The organism is Arcobacter lacus (genome assembly GCF_003063295.1).
GTDB lineage: Bacteria > Campylobacterota > Campylobacteria > Campylobacterales > Arcobacteraceae > Aliarcobacter > Aliarcobacter lacus.
This window is the reverse complement of sequence record NZ_MUXF01000005.1, coordinates 113000-137647: the sequence shown is the minus strand read 5'-3', so window position 1 is coordinate 137647 and position 24648 is coordinate 113000. Positions and strand designations below refer to the sequence as shown.

Here is a 24648-nt window from a genome sequence, read left to right as displayed (position 1 = left end):
TTGAAAAAAGAGTTATTTGTCTTTATAGGTATTTTTATTGTTTTAACAGTATTAATACACTATAAAGAGTTTTTAAATTATCCAATTGCTCATATAAAAAATTTTCCAAATTCATCAGCATATGGATTTGGAATTTTTCATCCTATTGTATTCTCTTTCACTGTTTATATTGTTTTATTAGCTCCCAGATTAATTATTAAACTACTTAGAAGGAAAAAAAATGAGAAAAGTAATTAATAGCCTTATATTAGCTTCTATCTTGACTACATTTAATATTTATGCACAAGAAGAATTAAATCTTAAAGAACCTACAAAAGCTGTTTATGATTTAATTAATAAATATAATTTAGAGCAAGTAGATTATGAGTATGTAAAAAAATCTATTGGTTTAGGAAATAGAAGTTCTGCTTCTTCTATTTTAATAGATGCAAGACCAGCTTTGAAGTACCAAAAAGGAACAATTCCTTCAAGTTACAATATTCCTGATACAAATTTTGATGAATACTATAAAGCAATTAGCGATATTCCTAAAGACAAAGAACTAATTGTTTTTTGTGGAGGTTATTCTTGTGAGAAAAGTCCTATTGTTGCTCAAAAGCTAAAAGAAAAAGGGCATAAAAATGTAAAGATTTATAGTGCAGGGGAACCTGAATGGTCAATAAAAAACTATTTAGAAGTAGATACTATTGTTACAAAATCATATCAAGAAAATAATAGTGCTTTACTTGTAGATGCAAGACCTTTTGCTAAATATTTACAAGAAACAATTATTGGAGCTATTTCTGTTCCTGACACAGATTTTGATAAATTATTAGGAAGATTTCCTATAAATAAAGATGAAAAAATCCTTATTTTTTGTAGTGGATTTAATTGTGAGAAATCAAATATAGTTGCAAATAAATTGTATTCTTTAGGATATAAAAATGTTGTAGTTTATGCAGGAGGACTTCCAGCATGGAAAGAAGCTGGATTAAAAACAACTTCTTTTGCAAAAGCTTCAAAAGACGAAAATGCACAAACATCTATAAAAAAAGATGAATTTAGTAAAAATGGACTAAAACTAGGAAAAGATCAAGGTAGCGTAGATGGAGAATGGCTAAAAGCGTTAATACTTGAAAACAAAGTTCCTGAATATATTCAAATAGTTAATATTTTAAATGAGCAAGAGTTTAAAAATGGTCATATAAAAGGTTCAATAAATATCGAAGCAGGTAAATTAAGCGCTAAAGAGTTATATGAAAAACTACCTAAAAATAAAACTATTGTGTTTCATTGTACAGCTGGTTCAAGATCACTAGAAGCTTGGATGAAATTGAATTCTAATAAGTATGATATGAGCGAAATTTACTACTTTGATGCAAATATCACTTGCAAAGGTAATAATTGTAAAATTGATGTAAATGAGCCTTTAGAATAAAGTCTCTACTATTTTTTATAGATAAAAAAAGGGAAGGTTAATAAACCTTCCCTTTTTTATTATTTTGCAAATTTATTATTTAAGTGCTGCTTTAGCAGTTGCTACTAAAGATGCAAATGCAGCAGAATCATTCATAGCCATATCAGCTAAAATTTTTCTATCTAACTCTAAACCAGATAATTTTAATCCATTCATAAATCTTGAATAGTTAATATCATTTAATCTACAAGCTGCATTGATTCTTATGATCCATAATTTTCTAATGTCTCTTTTTTTCTGTCTTCTATCTCTGAAAGCATAAACAAGACTTCTTTCTAATTGTTCTTTAGCTTTTCTAAAGTGTTTTCTTCTACCACTAAAAAATCCTCTAGCAGCTTTTAATACTTTTTTGTGTCTTCTTCTTCTTACAACACCAGTTTTTACTCTTGGCATATTTTTCCTTTCTTAACCGTTATTTTTAATAAGGTGTCAGCTTTAGCTGAACTTGTCCATTTTAAAATGGAGGGACAAAAATTACTTAATTTAAGTAATTACGCTTTACACAAAGTTGAAAGAATACCAGCAACATTTGTACTATGTACAGTTTTTGGTCCTCTTAAGTTTCTTTTTCTTTTTTGACTCATTTTAGTTAAAATGTGGCTTCTAAAAGCAGAACCTCTTTTAATAGTTCCGTTTTTCTTTACTTTAAATCTTTTAACAGCACCTTTAACGCTTTTCATTTTTGGCATAAAGAAATCCTTTCATATAAATTTGCATTTTTCATAGTGAAAAAGTTTTGGATTATACTGAAATTAGAATTAGTTTATTATTAAATAAATTAAAAATAGGGGAGGAGGAGAAGAGAATATCTCTTCTTATAATTTGAGGTTAATCTTTTTTAGGAAGAACTAATAAATTAACATATCTTCCTTCAAGTTTTGGTTCTTTGTCCATAACAGCTATATCTTCAACCATTGGCCAAATTTTATTTAAAACGTCAATTCCTGATTGAGGATTTGCCATTTCTCTACCTTTTAGAAAAACTCTAAATCTTACATGATTTCCTTCTTCTAAAAATTCTCTAGCATGTTTAACTTTATAGCTAACGTCATTTTCAGCAATTTTTACTGAAAGTTTTATCTCTTTTATAACAATAACTTTCTGATTTTTTTTAGCTTCTTTTTTCTTTTTTTCTTGTTGGTATCTAAATTTACCATAATCCATGATTTTTGCAACAGGTGGTTTAGCATCAGGTGCAATAAGAACTAAATCTAAACCCATTTCATCTGCAAGATTTAATGCGTCATTAGTGCTTATAATTCCGTAATTTGTCCCTTCATCACTCGTACACCTAACTTCTTTAGCTGTAATCATTTCATTCATGATTACATCATCTTTTCTTTTGTCTTTACTCAAATTCTACTCCCGTTTTTGATTTCATTTAGCATTGAGATAAACTCATTTTTACTCATATTTGATTGCTCTCTTGTTCTTCTATTTCTTAGTGCAACTGTTTTATTTTCTACTTCTTCATCTCCAATAACAACTATCATAGGAACTCTTTGTTTTTCTGCCATTCTAATTCTTTTATTTAAACTTTCATTCATATTATAAATTTCTGAGTCTAAATCATTTTCTAAAAGGGCTTTTTGTAACTCTTTTGCATACTCAACATGAGAATCTGCAATTGGAACAAAAATAACTTGTGTTGGAGCAATTATAAATGGAAATTCTCCAGCACAGTGCTCAGTTAAAATACCAATAAACCTTTCAAAAGAACCAAGTATTGCTCTATGAATCATAACTGGTTGTTCTTTTTCACCTTTTTCATTTATATATTCTACATTAAATCTTGAAGGTAAGTTCATATCAACTTGAACTGTTCCACATTGCCATTTTCTTCCAATAGCATCAAGAATTTTAATATCAATTTTTGGACCATAGAAAGCTCCACCACCTTCATCAATTCCATAAGAGATATTATTTTCATCTAAAGCATCCATAATACCTTTTGTTGTTTTTTCCCAAAAAATATCATCACCAATTGCTTTTTCTGGTTTTGTAGAAACTTCTATTTCATATTTAAAATCAAAAACTTTTAATAAAGTATCAACAAATTCTAATACTTCAAAAATTACTTGTTTGATTTGATCTTGTGTACAAAATATATGTGAATCATCTTGAGTGAATTCTCTAACTCTAAATAACCCATGCATTGCACCACTCATTTCATGTCTATGAACAACACCATATTCAAAAAGTTTTTTTGGTAATTCTTTATATGAAACTAGACTATTTTTAAAGATTTGAATATGTCCAACACAGTTCATTGGTTTTATACCATACTCTTGGTCATCAATAGTAGTGAAATACATATTTTCTTTATAGTTTGCATAATGCCCTGATATTTTCCACATTTCTGCTTTTAAAATTTCAGGTCCTCGAACAGGTTCATAACCTCTAATTCTATGAGCTTTATATAAAAGGTGTTCTAATTTACTTCTAAGTCTAGCACCTTTTGGTAACCACATAGGAAGTCCTGCTCCTACATCATCATTAAAAGTAAATAATTCTAATTCTGTTCCTAATTTTCTATGGTCTCTTTTTTTTGCTTCTTCAAGCATTCTTGTATAATCAAATAAAGCTTGTTTATCAAAAAATGCAATTCCATAGATTCTTGTAATCATCTCATTTTTTTCATCACCACCAAGGTAAGCACCTGCTACTCTTGTTAATTTGAAGCTTCTAATCATTCTTGTATTTGGTAAATGAGGACCTCTACACAAATCTTCAAAATCACCTTGTCGATAAATAGTTAGAACATCATCTTTGATATTTTTTAAAACAGCTTGTTTTAACTCATCATTTTTGAATTTTTCATAAAACTCTTCTTTTGTCGTTTCATGCCTTGTTATAGGAAGTTTTCTATCTGCTATTTCTTTCATTTTCTTTTCAATAGTTGGTAATTCATCATCTGAAATCTTACTATTTACTTTAAAATCGTAATAGAATCCTTCTTTTACAACAGGTCCAACAAAAAATTTTGCTTCAGGGTAAAGTTCTTTGATAGCTTGTGCCATAAGGTGAGCGCACGAGTGTCTTAAAATATCTAAAGACTCTTTTGAATCATCAGATTTAATCTCATCTCCTTGGATATTCAAAGCTTCCGCAGTTTGAAGGTCATATATTTGACCATCTTTTAATATTCCAATAGGTTCCAATAATTTCCTTTTTCTATTCAATAATTTATAAATTTACAATTATTCTATCTCAAAGTGACTTAATTTATTTAAATATAAATTTAATTTAGTAAATTTTAGTTACAATTTAGCATGATTTTGAATATATCTAAAATAAAAACTGAAAGCCTACTACTATTTTGTAAAGATTTGATTTTATCTTATAAAGATAAGGTTAATTTAAATGAATCTGAATTAGATAAAGATATTGTTGAGGAATTCAATAATATTGGAGCGGATATGTTAAAACAAATTTTAAATGTAACATTCCCTCAAAACTACTATGTTCAAAATGCAAAACACTATCGTATAAAAGCAGTTTTGAATGGCTATAACTTTATAAATAATGAAATTTCAAAAAATTTAAAAGAGAATGAGTCTTTTAATCCTTCAATGTTGTATTTTTCTTTACTTGCTTTATGGTTTAAAGAATTAAATAAAGAATCTACTTCAAAAGAGTATATATATTTTATTTTGTATCCATATTTTCAAGTTTATGATAAATTTCTTGTGAATATGAAAGACGCTGAATTTAAAAAATTAAATATAAAAATGATTGAATTGGCTGAAAGAGTTATTTATAATTTCGATAAATATAATCTTAGATAGTAAAAAAAGGTGAAAATCACCTTTTTTTAGAATTTATATCTCATATAAGCTCTAATATCTTGAGCTTCTTTTACTGGATTTTGTCCATTTGCTTGAGCATCTGACATACTCATAGGCTCTCCATCAGCTCCAAAGAATGAGTTTGAACCTGTATAATCGTAGTCTATATATACATAACTTACACCAAAACTTAAAGCTTCAGTTAATTTTTGAGTTCTATAAACTTCAAAAGCTTGTCCACGTGCAGCTATTTTACTTCCAGCATATGTATCTTCACCATAAGTCATAGATCTCCAGTATTTACTTCCTTTATTCCATTCAAATCCAATTCTTGCACTATCAGGTAATATTGGACAAGCAGTATTTACTCCTAACCAAACAGAATAACCAGTTTCAGAATCAGTTGAACCTAACATTCCTTTAGAATTTGGATTTGTTTTACTCATAGCAAATGATGCAAAGGCAGTTGTATTATCTAAAGTTTCAGAAATTCCATCTCCAATACCTTCAGCTTTAAATAAAACTGTTGCCAAATCAATATCACCAACATCTTCAAATGAAGGTTTTGCCATTTGTAAATTATATGCATTAGTAACATCTGGATTATTTGTATAAGCACCATAGGCATTATTAAATTTACCCATAGCATCTGCACTATAACCAATCAAATTCCAAGCATGTGAATATTGCATATGAACAGAATATTGTCCATCATCATAAGGAACAACTATTAATCCTAACATATCAACATCATCATTTTTTTCATCATCTGTTGAATATGCTGGTTTGAACATGTCAAATCTTGGAGTTGCATTTGTTAAACCTCGTCCTCCACAGATTTTTAACCAAGAACCAGTAAATCCAGTAACACCTTCTGTATCAAGTTTAAATGAGAATCCATCAAATTCAACATCAATAGTATGAGAAAGTGGAGAGTTTGGTTTTTGATCATTTCTAATATTTATAGGTAAACCATCAGTTGAAGGACGACGACCTACAGAAACTGACCAAGGAATATCAGAACTAAATAATTTTTCATTTTGATATAACCAATAAGCTTCTTTTACTTTTATTGAATTGTCTGTTGCATTTTCATTTGTAACCCAATCAAAATTTGCATAACCTGGATTTGTATTTGATTGAGAATGATCTGCTGTGTCTCCAAAGGCTTTGTTATAAGATAATTTTCCAAAAAATGATGAATTATCATCAGCTTTATATTTTGCCCCTAACCAAAGTCTATTTGTTAAGAGTGCATCATTTTTTGATTTTGAACCATCAACATGTTTATATTGAATATTATCAACTTGTGTTCTAAAATCAACATCCCATTTTATATTATCTTGTGCACTTTGAATTTTTGCAGTTGTAGCAGTTTTTGATACAGTCTCAAGTTTTTTTTCAATATTTTCAATTCTTTTTTCATCAACAGCAACTTTTTGTTGAGTTGGTGCTACATTTGTAATAGCTTTTTGAGCCTCTTTATCTTTAGCCTCTTGTTGTGCTACTTTCTTTTCTAAAGCTTCAATTTGTGCTTTTAAAGCTTGTATTTGATTATACATCTCTTTATTCATATCAGATGCAAAAGAAGTTGTTGCAAGTGCAGTAACAACAGACATCGCGATTAAATTTTTTTTCATATTAACTCTTTCCTAACTATAATATTTAACATAAAAAAAGGGTGATAAAATCACCCTTTAAACTTTTTAACAAGATGGAACATTTCCAGAATCACTTGCATATTCAATCAAAAAGTCAACAATTTCTTTTTGAGCATTAGCTTTAAGATCTCCAGCTTTTACATTTGGACAAATTTTGATAACTTCTTCTTCAAATTTTCCAGAATCAGCTATACCTTTCCACTCATCTTGAGTATGTTTAGCTGCAAATTTTGCTCCATCCATACCACAAGGCTCTTTTAATAACTTGATATAAAACTTTTGTCCTTTTACAGCATCTGCCATTAAAGATGTTGAAAGACCTAAAGCTAAACTACTAGCAACTAATATTTTTAATAATTTCATATTACACTCCTAATTTAAGATTAGCTATAATTATATCTAACAGAGTTGAAAATCTCTTAAAAATTTCAAAAAAACTTATATTTTTGGACAAAAATGAAACATTTTATACTAAAAGAGATTGTTGATTATCTATCTTCAAATGCCTATAATATAAAGTCTATAAGAAGAATTGAGAATAATTTAATCATAATAGAATTTAATAATAAAAATATTTTATACTTTGATATTTCTAAATCAAATTCAATAATTTTTAAACACAATAAGATATTATCTTCAAAAAAAGATTTTAATGCACCATTTGATGTGATACTTCAAAAAAGATTCAATAACTCAAAAATAGAGAGTATTGAACTATACAATGATGATAAAATTATAAACATAAAAGTCTCATCTTCATCTTCATATAAAAAGCAAATTACAATTTTACAATTAGAATTTACAGGCAAATATACAAATATTATAGTTTTAGATGAAAATAGAGTAGTTTTAGAAGCTTTAAGACATATTGATGAGTTTTCATCAAGTAGAATTGTAAAAGTAGGGCATAAGTTAGATGAGGTTCCAAAGCAGAACTTTATTCCTAAAATTGAAAAAATAGAAGATATAGAGAGTTATTTATATCAAGTTTATGAGCAAAAAGAGAAAGAAAATTTAGAAAATCTAAAAAAACAAAAAATTTCTCAAATAGATAAAAAGGCAAAAAAACTAAAATCAACAATAGAAGATTTACCAAAAAAAGAGGATTTGGAAAAGGAATCAAATGAACTTTATGAAAAAGCAAATCTTATCTTGTCAAACTTACACAATATAAAACCTTATCAAAAATCTTTGAAAGTTTATAATTATGAAGGAATTGAAGTAGAACTAGATTTAGAAGCAAAACAAAGTGCATCTAAATATTCAAATGATTTATTTAAAAAAGCAAAAAGAGCAAAACAAAAAGCTTCAAATATCTCTTTAGAAAAAGATAATCTAACACAAAAATTAGAATATTTATTAAGACTAATAAATAGTATAAAAAATGCAACTTCTCTTGAAGAGTGTGAATTTTTATTACCTAAAAAAGAGCGAAATCAAACAAAAACAAAAAAATCACAAACTTGTGAGATTTTCTTTTTTGAAGGTTATAAAATACTTTTAGGTACAAGCCAAAGAGAAAATATTTATCTACTTGAAAATTCAAAAGCCAGTGATTTCTGGTTTCATCTAAAAGATAGACCTTCTTGCCATGTAATAGTGCAAAACACAAAAAAAGAGATACCTCAATCAATTATAACTCAAGCTGCGACTTTATGTGCAAAATTTTCAGTTGATTTTAGTGGAACTTATGAAGTGGACTATACACAAAGAAGAAATGTAAAAATCCAATCGGGAGCAAATGTACTATATAATCCATATACTACTATTGTTATTAAATTTTAAAAAGAGACTAAAGTGTAGTCTCTTTTTTTAGCTATTTTTTTTCAGCTTCAACATCAACTTTGATTTTAACCTCTTCACCTACTGCAACTCCACCTAATTCAATAGCTTTGTTCCATTTTAAACCAAAGTCTGTTCTATTGATTTTTCCTTCAAGTGCAAAACCAATTTTATTTCCCATAGATGCTATGTCCTCAACATCTAAAGTCACTTGTTTTGTAATACCTCTGATAGTTAAATTACCTGTCATTTTACCTTCATCACCATCAGCTTTATATGATGTCATCTCAAAAGTCATTTTTGGGAATTTTTCACTAGCAAAAAAATCATCACTTCTTAAGTGATCATCTCTTTTTTCGATTCCAGTATTAACTGTTTTTGTTTCTACTGTTGCACTAAGTTTTTTAAAAGTTTTTGTTGCCTCATCATAATCAATATTTGCATCATATGTTTTAAAATTACCATTTACATTTGTAATCATCATATGTTTTACTGTAAATCCAACATTTGAATGTGCATTATCTACTTTATACTCAGTTGCCATTAATAAACTTCCTGTTAAAAGTAATGCGCTTGTAATTTTTGAAACTATACTCATTTTGACTCCTTTTAATAAATTAATCTATTCTATTTATATAAAGTTAATGTTTAGTTAATCCAAATTCTTTATTTCTTTTTAGAACTATATAAAAAATTGCTGGAATTATAAAAAGTGTCAAAAAGGTAGAACTTATCATTCCTCCTATCATAGGAGCAGCAATTCTTTGCATAACTTCACTTCCAACTCCATGTATATACATAATAGGAACTAATCCTCCTAAAATTGTAAATAAAGTCATAAGTTTTGGACGAAGTCTTAAAACTGCTCCTTTATAAATAGTTTCTATGATATTTTTATCACTATATTCTTCATTTTTTTCTTTGAATTCTTTCATTGCAACATCCAGATATAAAAGCATAACAATAGATGTTTCAGCTGCAACACCTAAAAGTGCTAAAAATCCAACAATTACAGCTATTGAAATATTAAAACCTAAATACTCTATATAAAATATTCCACCAGTTATTGCAAAAGGTAGAGTAAAAAATATTATTAGAGTATAAGTAATATTTTTCAATGCAAAATATATTAAAATAAATATAATCATAAAAGTAATTGGTATGATATAAACTAATTTGTTCATAGCAAGTTCAAGAAATTCACTTTGTCCTGACCATTCAAAATAGTAACCATTTGGTAGTTTTATCTCTTCTAATAATTTGTTTGCTTCATCTTTATACTCTTTTGTAGAAAATCCATTTTTTGGAGTAATATAAACAAAAGCCACATTTAAAGCCTTTTCAGATTGAATAACTGAAGGTGCTTCTTCGTAACTCAAAGTTGCAAATAAATTTAGAGGTTTCCAACCTAATTTTGTTTTAATTTGAAGATTTTGTAAAACTGTCAAATCTTCTCTTTGTGTTGTTTCAAATCTCAAACTTATTGGATATCTTTCTAACTTATCTAAATAAGTAGATATTTTAGCTCCACCAACTCCTAAAGATATCGTTTCTAAAATATCATTTTTTGAAATACCATATCGTGATATTTTTTCATCATCTATTTTTATATTTAGATAGTATCCAGAATTTATTTTATCTGCACTAACACTCAATGTTCCTTCATATTTTTTTAACTTTTGTTCTATTTTTGTAGAAATATCTTGGAGAATTTTTGCATCATTTCCATAAAGTTTAATTCCTAAAGGCGTTCTAATTCCTGTCATTAACATATCTATTCTTCCTCGAATTGGATAAGTCCAAGAATTAATCAAACCATTTACTTGAAGTTTTTTATCCATCTCTTCCATTAACTTTTTATATGTCATTCCTTCTCGCCATTCATTTTCTGGTTTAAAAGTAATAATTGTTTCTATCATAGATAATGGAGCTGGATCTGTTGCACTTAATGCTCGTCCAACTTTAGCAAAAGAAGTTTCAACTTCTGGAAAAGATTTTATAACCATATTTGTTTTTTGTGCTAACTCTTTTGCTAAATCTATTCCAATTCCATAAGGAGTTACAGGCATATACATAAAAGTTTGTTCATTCATCATAGGCATAAATTCCCATTTTTGTTTTTGATAAATGGTTACTGCTAGAACTAAAGTTACAAAAAATATGGCTACAACGAAATACTTAAATCTTAAAGCAAAATGTAAAAGTGGAGAATAGATATTTATAAAAAATCTATTTAAGATATTGTTATCTTCTTTTAAAATCTTTCCTCGAATTAAAAATATCATCAAAATAGGAACTATTGTAATTGATAAAATTGCTCCAAACATCATTGCAAAAGATTTTGTAAATGCTAAAGGAGAAAAAAGTTTTCCTTCTTGTCCTGTTAAAGCAAAAATTGGTAAAAACGAAACTACAACTAAAAGTAGGGCAAAGAAAATAGGGCGACCAACTTGTTTTGCTGATTTTATAATTATAGAAGTTCTTTCTTCATTTGTAAGATTATCTTTTCCTTGAAGATGTTTGTGTGCATTTTCAACCATAACAATTGTTGCATCTACCATTGCTCCAATTGCAATTGCAATTCCACCTAAACTCATAATATTTGAACCAATGCCAAATAACTTCATAAGTAAAAAACTAATAAGAACTGTTATTGGTAAAGTTATGATAATGATTAAAGCACTTCTAAAGTGAAATAAAAACAGTCCTGCAACTATCATAACAATAATTGATTCTTCAATCAAAGTTCTTTTTAGAGTATCTATTGCTTTATCAATTAGTGAAGTTCTATCATAAACTTCAACAATTTCAACATCTGGAACATTTAAAGTTTTAAGTTTCTCTTTTACAGCTTTTATAACTTTATATGGATTTTCTCCAAATCTAACAACAACAATTCCACCAACAGTTTCACCTTCACCATTTAAATCAACCATTCCTCTTCGATTTTCACTTGTTATATTAACTGTTGCTATATCTTTTATTTTCAATGGTATATTATTTTCAGTTTGTATTGTTATGTTTTCAATATCAACAACTGATTTTAGATAACCTCGAGCAGTAATTATATATTCATAACCATTTTCTAAAACAATTCTTCCACCCTTGTCATCATTGTTTGCTTCAATAATTTTTTTAATATCTTCTATATTTAAATCATATTGAACTAATTTGTCTTGGTTTAATGTAATTTCATAATTTTTTATAAAACCACCAATTGTTGCTATTTCACTAACTCCATCAACTCCTAAAAGCCCAAATTTATAAAAATAATCTTGTAAAGTTCGTAACTCTTCTAAACTTTTTGTTTTTGACTTTAATGCGTATTCATAAGCCCAACCAACACCAGTTGCATCAACTCCAAGCTGAACACTTGAACCACTAGGAAAAGTTCCTTGTAAAGTAGAAAGTTGCTCTAAAATTCGACTTCTTGCATCATATAAATTTGTTCCATCTTTAAATATGATATAAATCATTGCATTTGAAAAAGAGCTCATTGCTCTAACTGTTTCGATATTTGGCAAACTCATCAAATTTGAAATAAGAGGATAAGAGATTTGTTCTTCTATTGTTTTTGGACTTTGTCCATCCCACTCAACTTGAATGATAACTTGCGCAGGAGACAAATCAGGTAATGCATCTAAACTTGTATTTTTAACAGCCCAAATAGAAGAAAGTGTCAAAATAAAAACAACAAAAAGGATAATAAACTTATTTTTCACACTATATGAGATTATATTTTCTATCATAATATTTTACCAATCTTCATTATCTGATTCATACAAAGAGTTTGTCAAAGCATCTGAATCAAGTAAAAATAAGGCATTATCTATAACCTCATCATTTTCATTTAATCCACTAATTATCTCATATTTATTTGAGTTTATTCTTTTTGCTTCAATTTTAACAGGTTTAAATTCATCATTTGATACATATTTAAATACGTAAAAACTATCAGATTTTTTCAATACTGCTGTTTTAGGTAAAGTCAAAAGCTGTTTTTGTTTATCTATAATATCAACTTTTCCAAACATACTAGGCAATAAATTTAACTCTTTATTATCTAAAATAAATCTAACATCAACTGTTTTACTTTTATCATCAAAGATAGGATAAATGAAATCAACTTTTGTATTAAAACTTGTATTTAATCCATCAATATAAATTGTAGCTTGTTTATCTTTTTTTATAAAAGCTAAATCTTCTTGATAAACAGAAGCAATAAACCAAATTTTATCTAAAGATGCTATTTGAAGTAGGGTAGTTCCTTTTGAAACTGAACTTTTATTGTTTATATTCTTTTGTAACAATATTCCATTTGTAGGTGAAGTTACAACTAAACCATTGTTATTTAATTTACCATTTTTTATCTTTTCTTGGCTTTCTTTTGGAATATCTAAATTATCTAATTTTAAAAGTGTACTTTGATAAATATTTTGATTTAACTCTTTTGATATTTGAAGTTCATTTTGAATAGATAAAATATCAGAAGAATAAATAGAATATAAAGGCTCACCTTTTTTTATAGTCATATAACTTTTATTCGCATTTAAATTTGTAATATAACCATCAAATCTACTTACAATATCAAAAGTTGAACTTTCATCTATTTTTGTAATTCCATAAAAACTTTTACTCAAAAGTATCTCTTCTTTTTTTACTTTTGCAATTTTTTTATTAAATAACTGTTTTGCATCTAAAATTTCGGCATTTACAAAACTTCCTAGAAGTAAAATAAGTATTAATACATTTTTTATCATTTTATACCTTTGTTAGAGTAATAGAGTAGTTTAGAGTAGTTTTCATAATATTTTTGAACTTCATCTAAGGCTTTTAATTCATAAGTTATTAACTCATTTAGATTTTTTATACTATCTTGTGGATTTGATTTTTCAAAACTATTATAGTTTTCTATGTTTTTTTGAATCTTTTGTTTTAGAGGAATTATCTCTTTTTGGATTACTTCATAGTTTCTTACATTTTGATTTAGATTATTTACATAAATTTGTGTTTCTAAAGATAAATTGTGTAGTAAACTATCCAATTTATCATTTGTTTCATTTGCATTTAACTTTGCTTTTATTCTATTTACATTTTCAGTTTTATAAATAGGAAGAGGAATAGCAACTGTTACATTTCCATAATCTTGCTCTTTATTTTGCATATATTCTAAACTTAAAGTCACACTAGAAAACTTTTTAGCATCTTCTAAAGATGCCATCTGACTATATTTTGTACTATTTTCTTCTAAAGTTTTTACTTGAGGATGAGAACTAAGATTTGAAGTTGCTTTTTCTTTATCAACTCTTTTTATATCTAGATTTTGAGTTATTGAATCAACTTTTTTATATGTGATTTGTTCTAAATTTAAGTACAAATTATCAATACTATTTTTTAGATTTTCTTGTTCTAATTTTAAATCTAAAGATGAGATTTGAGTATCTATTACTTCATTTAAAGTTGCTTTTTCATATTTTTGTAATAAAGTATTTAGATTTTCTAATTTCTTTAAATTTTTTTGGTAAGTATTGAGTAATTCATATCTTTTTTCAAAAATCAAAATATTGTAAGAGTATTCATATATTTTTGATTCTAACTCAAGCTTCTTATCTTCTAAACTATATATTTGAATATTTCTATCATTTTTTGCAATATTTTCTTCAATATCAAGTTTTTTTCCAATAGGAATAGCTTGAGAAAGTTCTACTCCATACTCTTTTTGATTTGATAAAGGTTTATCAAACATAATTTCATTTGTTTTAAAAGCGATCATTGGGTTTTCCCAATTTTTTGCGATTGCTATTTGATGATTTGCAATTTCAATAGATTTTTCTAAGCTTTTAATGTCATAATTTTTTTCAAAACTATCATTTACTAATTCATCAATAGAAACAGCTCCCAATAAAGAGATAACTAAAGATGAACTAAATAAAATCTTTAACATTAGAAATTTACACTACTTTTAACTGTATGAACAACACCATCATCTGTTTTAAATTTTAGTTGATATTGCCAAGTTCCATTCATACAAAAATTAATAGTCATTTTATATTTATCACCAGATAAACTTCCTTCACCTTCGTGTTCCATATATGGCATTCCTGGCATTTCTGGCATAAAGAATTTAACTTTAACTTTAGCAGTTGTTACAGCTTTTCCATCTTTTGTAATATTTGCAAAAAGCTCATTTGAACCAGCACTTAAATCTCTTGTACTTGTAATTTCAACATCATATCCATCAACTTGATTTTTTTGATTTAAGCTTTGTGCATTTAAAAAGCCAACTGTAAGAAATAGTGCTAAAAACACTTTGAATAAATTTTTCATAAATATCCTTTATTTTTTGATATATGAAAATCTATCTAAAGTTTTGTGTAGTTTATGTGGAGTTTAAAAATATATAATAAAAGTTGTTCCTTGATTTTCAATAGACTCAACTTCGATTTTTATCTTGTAAGTTTGACATATCATATTTACGATATTTAGACCCAATCCAAAACCACCACTTTGATTTGTTGCTCTATAATATCGTTTAAATATATCTTTTATTTTATTTTTATCTATTCCTATTCCACTATCTTTTATGCTTAGTTTTTTATCTTTTAAGATGACTTCTATATCACCGTTTATCTTGTTGTATTTTATTGCATTTGAAAAAACGTTGTTAAAAAGTCTTATAAAATCATCTTTATTCATCTTATATAAAGTATCTTCTAGTTCTATTTTTATTTTTAATTTCTTTCTTGAAAATATTGGTTCAAAACTATCTATTTGTTCTTTTATTATTTTAGATAATTCCAATTCTTCAGCTACTTTAACTTCAATATTTTCTAAAAATATATATGTTAAATCTTTGTATATTTCAGATAATCTATTCGCACTATATCGTATTCTTTCGATTTGTTTTGATGATAAATTTTCATTCTCACTTGACATCATTATTGCACTTATCGGTGTATTTAATTCATGAGTTGTATCTTTTATAAAGTTGTTTAATTTATTTCTTTCATCTTTTATTGGTTTTAAAAATAGTTTTGCTAAATAAATTCCTATTAAAGAAATGATAAAATAAAATACTAAAAAGAATATAACTATTGATATTTTAAGTCTTTCTAACTTATCAAATAAACTAGTATCTTTCAAAGCAATATATTCAATACCTAAATGCCCTACAGTTGAATTATCTACTAAAATAATCGATTCATTATCAAAGATAAACTTTTCATTTAAATCTATGTTTTCTTCTAAATTCCCAAATAATTTACTTTTATTTTTATCATAAAAAGAGATTTTATATTCATGCGAATTTAAGTATTTTTCTTTATCAAATTTTTCATTCATCATATGTGATACTATAACTTCATTTGAAGCTTTTGATACGATACTTTGCATGTTTGATTTAACTAAATCAATATATAAAATTTTTTCATTTTGATAATAAAAAAATGCAGCTATAAACATCAAAATAAATGATGAACCTAAATATAAAAATAAAAACCTAAAAAAGGTTATCTTTTCATTCTTTGTTAAATCTATAACCAACTCCTCTTATATTTATTATCTTTTCTTCACCTAAAATTTTTCGTAAATTCTTTATATATGTTCTAATAGTAGAATCATTTGGATTATCTTCATAAGCCCAAAGATTTAAACTTAACTCTTCTATGCTTACAGTTTTTGAAGAATTTATCAAATATTGCAAAACCTCACACTCTTTTTTTGCTAAATGAATTTTTTGATTATTTTTTATTATTAATAAATTTTGAATATCTAAAAAAGTGTCTTTTGATATATTTATTAACTCTTTAGGTGTTATATTGAAAAGTCTTTTTATATTATTTATTCGTAAGTCTAACTCTTTTAATTCAAAAGGTTTTTTTAAATAGTCATCACAACCACTATCAAACCCTTTTTGCATATCTTCGACCATATTCAAAGAAGTTATAAAAATAGTTGGTGTTTTAATATTTTTGGTTCGTAATTCTTTTAATAATTCAAAACCACTTACAAAAGGAACATTTACGTCTAAAATTAATAAATCAAAAATTTGCGAATATAAATAGTCTTGTGCTTCATTACCACTAAAAGTAGTAATAACTTCATGTTCTTGTGAAATCAAATATTCTTCAATAATTTCATTTAAAATTAAATCATCTTCGAGTAATAAAATCTTCATACAAATTCCTTAATTTGAAATTGTATTATAAAAAATTGTGATTAGTATTAAAAAATTGTGTGGGTATTAAAGTATGTAGTGCAAAAGCACTACAAAAACTTCTTAGAATTGTCTTCTTGGTCTTTCTTCTCTAGGTTTAGCTTCGTTAACTCTTAACGTTCTTCCTTCACAATCATTACCATTTAAAGCTTCGATAGCATCTTTACCAGCTTTTGCATCTGCCATTTCAACGAAAGCAAAACCTTTTGATCTTCCTGTCTCTTTATCCATGATAACTTTTGCACTTTTTACTTCACCAAATTTAGCGAAAACAGTTTCTAACTCTTTATCATTCATTCTGTATGATAAATTTCCTACGTAAATGTTCATTTCTATTGTCCTTTTTAAAAGTTTGGACATTATGCCTGATTATTTTCAAATAATCAAGTATTTTGAAAATTTCTTTTCAAAGCCTCATTTATTCTTGTAGAAACTTCATCAAATCCAAGTATAAAAATGATGTCATAAACAGATGGAGCTTGTGTTCCTCCAGTTAATGCAATTCTTATAGGTTGGAACAATTGTGGGAATTTTAAACCATTTTCATTTATAAAAGGTTTTGTAAATTCTTCTATTTTTTCAACACTATCTAAAGAATTTTTATTTGATTCTAATAATAATAAATATTTTTCTAAAAGTTCTTTTGTATCTTCTTTTATAAACTTTTTAACTCCAGATTCTTCATAAGAAGTTGGAATATCGATAATATCTGTTATTGATTTTTTTAATTCAACTAAAGTTTGAGCTCTTTGTTTTGCTAAATCTAAAATTTCATTTTTCTTAGGATAATTTGATAAATCTAAATCAAAAAACTTCAATTCTTCAATTAATCTTTCATTTGATACAGCTTTTATATATTCACTATTTAGCCATAAAAGTTTTTCTCCATTATAAGAAGATGCTGATTTATTTATATTTGATGGATCAAATAGTTCTAACATCTCTTTCATAGAAAAAATCTCTTGATCACCATTTGACCAACCAAGTCTTACTAAAAAGTTTAATAAAGCTTCAGGTAAATATCCAAGTCTTTTATAATCCATAACATCCATAGCACCATCTCTTTTTGATAGTTTTTTACCTTCTGGATTATTTATCATTGGTACATGGTAAAATTTTGGAACTTTAAAACCTAAGGCATTATAAACAACTATTTGTTTTGGCGTATTAGATAAGTGGTCATCACCTCTAATTACATCTGTCATTCCCATTAAAGCATCATCAATAGCAACAACAAAGTTGTATGTAGGCATCCCATTTGATCTTGCAATTACATAATCATCAACTTGATTAGCATCGAATTTCATATGTCCTTTTACACCATCATCAAACTCGATAGTTCCAGTTGTTGGAGCTTTTATTCTAATTACAGGTTCAACTCCAACGGGAACTGGTGGTAACTCTTTTCCAGGTTCTGGTCTCCAAGTTCCATCATATCTTGGTGTTTGTTTTGCTGCTTCTTGAGCTGCTCTTAAAGTATCAAGTTCTTCTTTACTCATATAACATTTATAAGCATTTCCACTTTCCAATAACTTATCAATATATTGTTTATAAATATCTGTTCTTTTTGATTGATAAAATACTTCTCCATCATAATTAAGTCCAACCCAATCAAAAGCATCTATAATAGCTTTCATTGCTTCTTCACTATTTCTAGCTAAATCCGTATCTTCGATTCTTAATCTAAATTCTCCCCCTGTTTTTCTAGCCCATAAATAACTATATAATGAAGTTCTTAATCCACCAATATGTAAGTATCCTGTAGGGCTTGGGGCAAATCTTGTAATAGCCATTAATTATTTCTCCTCTTTTTTATTTTGTATATAAAAACCTATGCCTGTAACAACTACAACTGTTACAATAAATACTAGCAACGATATTTCAAGAATTCCCATTTGCTTCCTTTTCTTTTAATTGTCCACAAGCTGCGCTTATATCAAGACCTTTTGATTCTCTAATTGTACAAATTACACCTTTTTGGTTTAAAAAATCTTTGAATTTTAGCATATCTTTTTCTTGTGGGCGCTGATATGAAGTTCCTGGATATGGATTAAAATAAATTAAATTTACTTTTGCTTGAATTCCATTTAATAAACTAACTAGTTTTTTTGCAGCTTCAATCGAGTCATTTTTATCTTTTATAACCAAGTATTCAAACATAACTTTTTTTCTTGTATCTACAGGAAAAGCTTTAACTGCTTCAATAATTGAAGCAATATTATAAGCTTTGTTCATAGGGATTAACTCACTTCTTAACTCATCATCAACAGCATGAAGTGAAATAGCAAGTTGAATTTGTAAATCTTTTTCACCTAATTTTTTTATTTTTGTTGCAATTCCTGAAGTTGAAACAGTTTGTCTTCTTCTACTTATTGCCAAACCATCAAGTTCTGAGAAAATTTCAACTGCTTTAGTAAAGTTATCAAAATTATCAAGCGGTTCACCCATTCCCATATAAACGATATTTAAAGCTTTATTTTCAGCTATGTCATTATCTCTTTTTATATTTACAATTTGTGCAATATATTCTCCAACTGTAAGATTTCTTACAAACCCACCTTTTGCAGTCAGACAAAAACTACAGCCAACTTTACAGCCAACTTGAGAAGAGATACAAACAGTGTATTTTTCACTTCTTACTATTTGTCCATCTTCATCTATTTTTTTATCTTTCATTAAAAGAAGTACAGCTTCAACAGTATGATTATCTCTTAATTTAAAAAGATATTTAATACTTCCATCTCTACTTTGTTCTTTTTTTACAATTTGCATAATATCTATTGGATAGTTTTCTTTTAAATTTTCTACCAACTCTTTTGGTAAATTTTTCATATCATCATAAGAACTTGCATATTTTTTATAAAGCCAATTATAAACTTGCTTTGCTCTAAATGATGGTTTTAAAATCTCTTTTAATTCATCTAATGTGTAATCATATATAGATGGTAAACCTTCTTTTGCCATTTTGTTCTTTCTATTTTATAATATTTTTTTCTATTAAATAATTTGTTAATTTTTCCATCGCTTCTTTATGATTTTTTATAAAATCTTCATGCGCATTTTCATTTGTATAATTTGTTACTATAAAAATCCCAGCAACTGGAATTTCAAACTCTTTTGCTACACTTAAAACTGAAAAAAATTCCATATTTTCAATTCCAACACCATAATCTAAAAACTCTTTACAAAGTTTTTCATTTGTTGAAATATAATTTGATGAATTTACTATTGTATCATTTCTTGCAAATTTGTTTTCAGATTCAAGTACATTATCAAGTGGAGTATAAGCACTCCCAGTTAAAAATCCAAGTTCTATGTTTGAAGCTCTTTTTGATTCGACTATATCAAAAATTTTGTGTTCACCGTAGCTTCCAGCACTTCCAATAAAAAGTAGATATTCTGGTTTATCAAACAAACATAATCTTGTAAGATTTATTGCAGTCTCTACTAATCCTACGCCAATAGTTTGTGCAAAAGGAAAAGTTTCATTTCTCCCTGCAGATATTATCATCTACACTCCAATAAAAATCTTGGATTTATAGTAATATTTTGTTCACTACTAACGGGAACAACATCACTCATTTCAAAAGATGATGACAATGCCATTTTACTACTTCTTGCATATACAATATTTGAACCATTATCATCTATGTTTATATTTTTTACTTCACATCTTTTTGATAATTTTGAAGATAAACTATTTGAGTAATCTTCTATCCAATTTATAGCCTCAAGTCTTAATTCGTCAGAATTTTTATTTTGTAAACTTTGACTTACTTCCCATGAAATATTTGAGATATCAAGTTTTATATCTGCTGATTTTATTTGATCTTTTAAAACAAGTAAATCATTTATAAATTTATTTATATTTTTTGCATCTTTTGATTGTGCTGTATATCTTAAATCTCCAACATAACCTTTAAACTCTGTTTTATTATCTTTATATTCATATTTTGGGCTTAAAGTATAATTTCCATTTTTTATAGTTACACTTTTAGTATCTTTTATAAAATTATTAAATTTTTCTATTTCACTATTTACTTTATTTTCTTCTTTTTTCTCAACACTAATTGTTACATTTGTACTTAATAAATCTGGATTAACAATTTTTGAAAAACTTTTATTAAAATCTAATTCATAAGAAAATCCTAAAACTGGTAATAACATCATATTAAAAATTAATTTCTTCATTTTAAATCCTTACTGGTATATTATTTTCTCTTAAATATCTCTTTAAATCCATAATATCAATCTCTTTAAAGTGGAAAATTGATGCAGCTAATGCAGCACTTGCACCATTTTCAAAAGCCTCTTTTATATGTTCCATAGATCCAGCTCCACCACTTGCAATAACTGGAATATCTACTAAATTTGAAACTTGCTTAGTTATATTTAATTCAAAACCTGTTTTAGCTCCATCAGTATCCATAGAAGTTAAAAGGATTTCACCTGCTCCTCTATCATATACTTCTTTTGCCCAAGATAACGCATCAAGTCCAGTATCTTCTCTTCCACCTTTTACAAAAACGTGGTAAGAACCATCAGCGACTCTTTTTACATCAATTGCAACAACTATACATTGACTACCAAATCTTTTTGAACTCTCATTTATTAAGTTTGGATTTGTAACAGCTGAAGAGTTAATTGAAACTTTGTCACAACCAACATTTAGTAAAGAGTATATATCTTCAAGTTTTCTTATTCCTCCTCCAACAGTTAAAGGAATAAATACTTCTTGAGCAACTTTTTTTACAATATCAACTATAGTTCCTCTATTTTCATGGCTTGCAGTAATATCTAAAAAAGTTATCTCATCTGCACCTTCTGAGTTATATCTTTTAGCAACTTCAACAGGGTCTCCTGCATCTCTAAGTCCAACAAAATTAACACCTTTAACAACTCTTCCATTATCTACATCCAAACATGGAATAATTCTTTTTGCAAAACTACTCAAAATAAAAATCCTTTGGTAACAACTGAAAATTATCTTATCTAATTGTAAGTTAAAAACAGATATACTCGTCGCAATTATGGAAAAAGTTAAAGCAAAAAAACAATACGGACAAAACTTTTTAAAAGATTCGACTATTTTGGATAAAATCATCCAATCGATGCCCAACAACAATAATCATATAGTTGAAATTGGGCCTGGATTAGGTGATTTGACCAAAAATTTAGTCAAGTACAAAGATTTAACTGCTTATGAAGTTGATACTGATTTAATCGGTATCTTAAAGTCTAAATTTGCAATAGAAATTAAAGAAGGTAAACTAAAACTGATCCACACTGATGTTTTAGAGGCTTGGGATAAGCTAAAAAACCTACATAATGGTAAATATGATTTAATATCAAACTTACCATACTATATTGCAACAAATATTATTTTAAGAGCATTTGAAGATGAACTATGTGAGCATATTATTGTTATGGTTCAAAAAGAGGTAGCAGAAAAATTTACTGCAAAAACAAATGATAAGGAATATTCATCTTTAGGTATAATAACTGAGTTAATTTCTATTAATTCTAAAATACTTTTTGATGTTCCTGCTGAAGCATTTGACCCACCTCCAAAAGTTACTTCTTCAATTCTTTATATCAAAAAAGATATATCAAAGATTTTTGATAAAGATTTTAATAAATTTTTAAAGGCCTGTTTTATTCAGCCAAGGAAGAAATTGTCTAAAAATCTTACAACTATTTTTGATAAAAATATCATTTCTGAAATCTATAAAGAGCTAAATATAAATGATAATGTTAGACCTCATGAAGTAAGTTCGTCTTTGTATAGCCAAATGTATACAAAGGTAAAAAATGGAAGAAATAAATAAAGAAGAATTCACAGTTGTAATAAAAAATGAAAATAGTTCAAATGTAGAAGAAGGAACTACTACTAAAAAACCTCCTTTTAAAAAAAGAAAACCTAAACCAAAAACTCCAAAGGATAATTTAACTAATCCTAATAATAATCAGAAAAGTGGAGAAGGTTGGGTAAGTGATCTTAAAAAAGCATATTTAATAAATGAAAAAATTCATAAAGATAGATTAAATCCTCACTATAAATTAAATCTAAATACAAGTGCCAAAATAAAAATCACTCCTCTTGGTGGTTTAGATGAAATTGGTGGAAATATGATGGTTGTTGAAACTGAAAATGAAGCACTAATTGTAGATGTTGGTATGAGTTTTCCTGATGGTGAAATGCATGGAGTTGATATTTTAATCCCTGATTTTACTTATATTAGAGAGATTAAAGATAAAATTGTTGGTGTTATTATTACACACGGACATGAGGATCATATTGGTGCAATGCCATATCTATTTAAAGAGATGCAATTCCCAGTTTATGGAACTTCATTACCTCTTGAAATGATTGGTTCAAAATTTGATGAACATAAAATGAGAGAGCATAGAGGATATTTTAGAGCAATTTCAAAAAGAACTCCAATAAAAATAGGAAATGATTTTGAAGTAGAGTGGATGCATATTACTCACTCAATTATTGATTCATCAGCAGTTGCTATTAAAACAGAAGCTGGAACAATGATTCACACAGGCGATTTTAAAATAGATCATACTCCAATAGATGGATTTCCTACAGATTTACATAGACTTGCTCATTATGGAGAAGAGGGTGTTTTAGTTTTAACTTCTGATTCAACAAACTCTCATTCACCTGGTTTTACAAGAACAGAAAAAACTGTTGGACCAACTTTTGATAAAATCTTTTCTAGTGCAAAAGGTAGAGTTGTGATGTCAACTTTCTCTTCAAATATTCACAGAGTTGCACAAGCTATTGAAAAAGCACTAATTTATGGAAGAAAAATCTGTGTAATTGGACGATCTATGGAAAAGAATTTAGAAATAGCTATGAATTTAGGTTATATCAAATTCCCAAGAGATCAATTTATAGAAGCTCACGAAGTAAATAAATATAATGATAAAGAAGTTTTAATTGTAACAACAGGTAGTCAAGGTGAATCAATGAGTGCTTTATATAGAATGGCAATTCATGAACATAGACATATTAAAATTAAACCAGAAGATCAAATTATACTTTCATCTAAAGCAATTCCAGGAAATGAAGCAAGTGTTTCTGAAATTATAAATCACTTATTAAAAGCTGGTGCAAAAGTTGCTTATCAAGACTTCCCAGATATTCACGTTTCAGGACATGCTGGACAAGAAGAACAAAAACTTATGCTAAGACTAGTTAAACCAAAATTCTTTTTACCAGTTCATGGTGAATATAATCATGCTTTAAAACATGGTCAAACTGGAGTTGATTGTGGTGTATTAGAAAGAAACGTTTATATTATGAGTGATGGAGAACAAATCGAAGTTACTCCAAAATATCTTAAAAAAGTAAAAACAGTTAAATCTGGAAAAGTTTATATAGACAATCAATTAAATCATAGAATTTCTGATGATGTAGTTTTAGATAGACAAACTATGGCTAAAGAAGGTATCGTTATGATTGTAGCTCAAATTAATGAAAATGATAGAACATTAGCTCAGAAGCCAAAAGTTTCGTCATTTGGATTGGTTTCTGATAAACAAGATAAATATTTTGTAAAAGAGATTGAAGATATTTTAGGTATATTCTTAGAAAATGTTAAACCTGGTATTCTAAAAAATAATAGAATTTTAGAAGATGAATTAAGAAAAGTTGTAAGAAAACATTGTACTAGAAAATATAAAAAATATCCGATGATTGTTCCTACTATATTTGTACAATAATAAGGACTA

At 27.1% G+C, this 24648-nt stretch carries 25 protein-coding genes; 6 read left to right on the top strand and 19 right to left on the bottom strand.

The annotated features are described in order from the left end of the window. Both B0175_RS04060 and B0175_RS04055 read left to right on the top strand, forming a co-directional pair. A complete protein-coding gene (locus B0175_RS04060; RefSeq protein ID WP_108527399.1) occupies positions 1–237 on the top strand; it encodes a hypothetical protein in 237 nt (78 codons plus the stop codon). Then, the gene (locus B0175_RS04055) at positions 221–1417 is read left to right on the top strand and encodes a rhodanese-like domain-containing protein (protein ID WP_108527398.1); all 1197 of its coding nucleotides are present in this window, start codon (positions 221–223) and stop codon (positions 1415–1417) included. The genes B0175_RS04060 and B0175_RS04055 overlap by 17 nt, the downstream gene beginning before the upstream one ends. Positions 1418–1492: 75 nt before the next feature. Here B0175_RS04055 and rplT read toward each other — a convergent pair whose 3' ends face one another. The 4 genes from rplT to thrS all read right to left on the bottom strand — a co-directional run bounded on the left by rplT (position 1493) and on the right by thrS (position 4617). Continuing rightward, complete coding sequence (rplT, locus tag B0175_RS04050) at positions 1493–1849, bottom strand: 50S ribosomal protein L20 (protein WP_004510117.1); 357 nt, start codon at positions 1847–1849, stop codon at positions 1493–1495. A 98-nt stretch (positions 1850–1947) separates the two neighbouring features. Further along, on the bottom strand, positions 1948–2145 hold the full coding sequence (gene rpmI / locus B0175_RS04045) for a 50S ribosomal protein L35 (protein WP_004510116.1): 198 nt from the start codon (positions 2143–2145) through the stop codon (positions 1948–1950). Positions 2146–2284: 139 nt separating this feature from the next. After that, the gene (gene infC / locus B0175_RS04040; protein WP_108527397.1) at positions 2285–2812 is read right to left on the bottom strand and encodes a translation initiation factor IF-3; all 528 of its coding nucleotides are present in this window, start codon (positions 2810–2812) and stop codon (positions 2285–2287) included. Then, positions 2809–4617, bottom strand: coding sequence for a threonine--tRNA ligase (thrS, locus tag B0175_RS04035; RefSeq protein WP_108527396.1), 1809 nt, complete (start codon positions 4615–4617; stop codon positions 2809–2811). The genes infC and thrS overlap by 4 nt, the downstream gene beginning before the upstream one ends. Positions 4618–4728: 111 nt before the next feature. Here thrS and B0175_RS04030 point away from each other — a divergent pair, with 111 nt between their 5' ends. Next, positions 4729–5244 (top strand): hypothetical protein, encoded by a 516-nt coding sequence (locus B0175_RS04030; protein WP_108527395.1) that lies wholly within the window; start codon positions 4729–4731, stop codon positions 5242–5244. Between the two features lie 26 nt (positions 5245–5270). Here B0175_RS04030 and B0175_RS04025 read toward each other — a convergent pair whose 3' ends face one another. Next, on the bottom strand, positions 5271–6884 hold the full coding sequence (locus tag B0175_RS04025; RefSeq protein ID WP_108527394.1) for a DUF3373 family protein: 1614 nt from the start codon (positions 6882–6884) through the stop codon (positions 5271–5273). Positions 6885–6950: 66 nt separating this feature from the next. Next, a complete protein-coding gene (locus tag B0175_RS04020) occupies positions 6951–7268 on the bottom strand; it encodes a hypothetical protein (RefSeq protein WP_046994256.1) in 318 nt (105 codons plus the stop codon). Between the two features lie 93 nt (positions 7269–7361). On the opposite strand from B0175_RS04020, the gene B0175_RS04015 reads away from it, so the two are divergent. Then, positions 7362–8690: an NFACT RNA binding domain-containing protein gene (locus B0175_RS04015; protein WP_108527393.1), complete on the top strand. Its 1329-nt coding sequence runs from the start codon at positions 7362–7364 to the stop codon at positions 8688–8690. Positions 8691–8721: 31 nt separating this feature from the next. Here the strand turns inward: B0175_RS04015 and B0175_RS04010 are convergent, their stop codons facing one another. The 13 genes from B0175_RS04010 to hisF form a co-directional block, all read right to left on the bottom strand. Then, positions 8722–9285: a YceI family protein gene (locus tag B0175_RS04010; protein ID WP_108527392.1), complete on the bottom strand. Its 564-nt coding sequence runs from the start codon at positions 9283–9285 to the stop codon at positions 8722–8724. Between the two features lie 43 nt (positions 9286–9328). Beyond that, positions 9329–12436 (bottom strand): efflux RND transporter permease subunit, encoded by a 3108-nt coding sequence (locus B0175_RS04005; protein WP_108527391.1) that lies wholly within the window; start codon positions 12434–12436, stop codon positions 9329–9331. A gap of 6 nt (positions 12437–12442) precedes the next feature. Next, positions 12443–13447 carry an efflux RND transporter periplasmic adaptor subunit gene (locus tag B0175_RS04000; RefSeq protein WP_108527390.1) on the bottom strand — a complete coding sequence of 335 codons (1005 nt, stop codon included), beginning with the start codon at positions 13445–13447 and terminating at the stop codon, positions 12443–12445. Beyond that, a complete protein-coding gene (locus tag B0175_RS03995) occupies positions 13444–14631 on the bottom strand; it encodes a TolC family protein (RefSeq protein WP_108527389.1) in 1188 nt (395 codons plus the stop codon). Before B0175_RS03995 ends, B0175_RS04000 begins: the two co-directional genes overlap by 4 nt. Continuing rightward, a complete protein-coding gene (locus B0175_RS03990) occupies positions 14631–15014 on the bottom strand; it encodes a FixH family protein (RefSeq protein WP_108527388.1) in 384 nt (127 codons plus the stop codon). The genes B0175_RS03995 and B0175_RS03990 overlap by 1 nt, the downstream gene beginning before the upstream one ends. A gap of 63 nt (positions 15015–15077) precedes the next feature. Continuing rightward, positions 15078–16229, bottom strand: a complete 1152-nt coding sequence (locus B0175_RS03985; RefSeq protein ID WP_146175179.1) for a sensor histidine kinase — start codon at positions 16227–16229, stop codon at positions 15078–15080. Continuing rightward, complete coding sequence (locus tag B0175_RS03980) at positions 16204–16863, bottom strand: response regulator transcription factor (RefSeq protein WP_108527387.1); 660 nt, start codon at positions 16861–16863, stop codon at positions 16204–16206. Before B0175_RS03980 ends, B0175_RS03985 begins: the two co-directional genes overlap by 26 nt. A gap of 102 nt (positions 16864–16965) precedes the next feature. Then, a complete protein-coding gene (locus tag B0175_RS03975) occupies positions 16966–17232 on the bottom strand; it encodes an RNA recognition motif domain-containing protein (protein WP_034226812.1) in 267 nt (88 codons plus the stop codon). Positions 17233–17285: 53 nt separating this feature from the next. Continuing rightward, on the bottom strand, positions 17286–18695 hold the full coding sequence (gene gltX / locus B0175_RS03970; RefSeq protein ID WP_108527386.1) for a glutamate--tRNA ligase: 1410 nt from the start codon (positions 18693–18695) through the stop codon (positions 17286–17288). Between the two features lie 88 nt (positions 18696–18783). Further along, complete coding sequence (gene rlmN, locus B0175_RS03965) at positions 18784–19866, bottom strand: 23S rRNA (adenine(2503)-C(2))-methyltransferase RlmN (RefSeq protein ID WP_108527385.1); 1083 nt, start codon at positions 19864–19866, stop codon at positions 18784–18786. 10 nt (positions 19867–19876) lie between these two features. After that, positions 19877–20413, bottom strand: coding sequence for a phosphorylase family protein (locus tag B0175_RS03960; RefSeq protein ID WP_108527384.1), 537 nt, complete (start codon positions 20411–20413; stop codon positions 19877–19879). After that, positions 20410–21093, bottom strand: a complete 684-nt coding sequence (locus B0175_RS03955; protein WP_108527383.1) for an SIMPL domain-containing protein — start codon at positions 21091–21093, stop codon at positions 20410–20412. The genes B0175_RS03960 and B0175_RS03955 overlap by 4 nt, the downstream gene beginning before the upstream one ends. Position 21094: 1 nt before the next feature. Next, positions 21095–21856, bottom strand: a complete 762-nt coding sequence (gene hisF / locus B0175_RS03950) for an imidazole glycerol phosphate synthase subunit HisF (RefSeq protein ID WP_108527382.1) — start codon at positions 21854–21856, stop codon at positions 21095–21097. Between the two features lie 76 nt (positions 21857–21932). On the opposite strand from hisF, the gene rsmA reads away from it, so the two are divergent. After that, complete coding sequence (gene rsmA / locus B0175_RS03945; protein ID WP_108527381.1) at positions 21933–22730, top strand: 16S rRNA (adenine(1518)-N(6)/adenine(1519)-N(6))-dimethyltransferase RsmA; 798 nt, start codon at positions 21933–21935, stop codon at positions 22728–22730. After that, a complete protein-coding gene (locus B0175_RS03940; protein ID WP_108527380.1) occupies positions 22714–24639 on the top strand; it encodes a ribonuclease J in 1926 nt (641 codons plus the stop codon). The genes rsmA and B0175_RS03940 overlap by 17 nt, the downstream gene beginning before the upstream one ends. Positions 24640–24648: the final 9 nt, after the last annotated feature.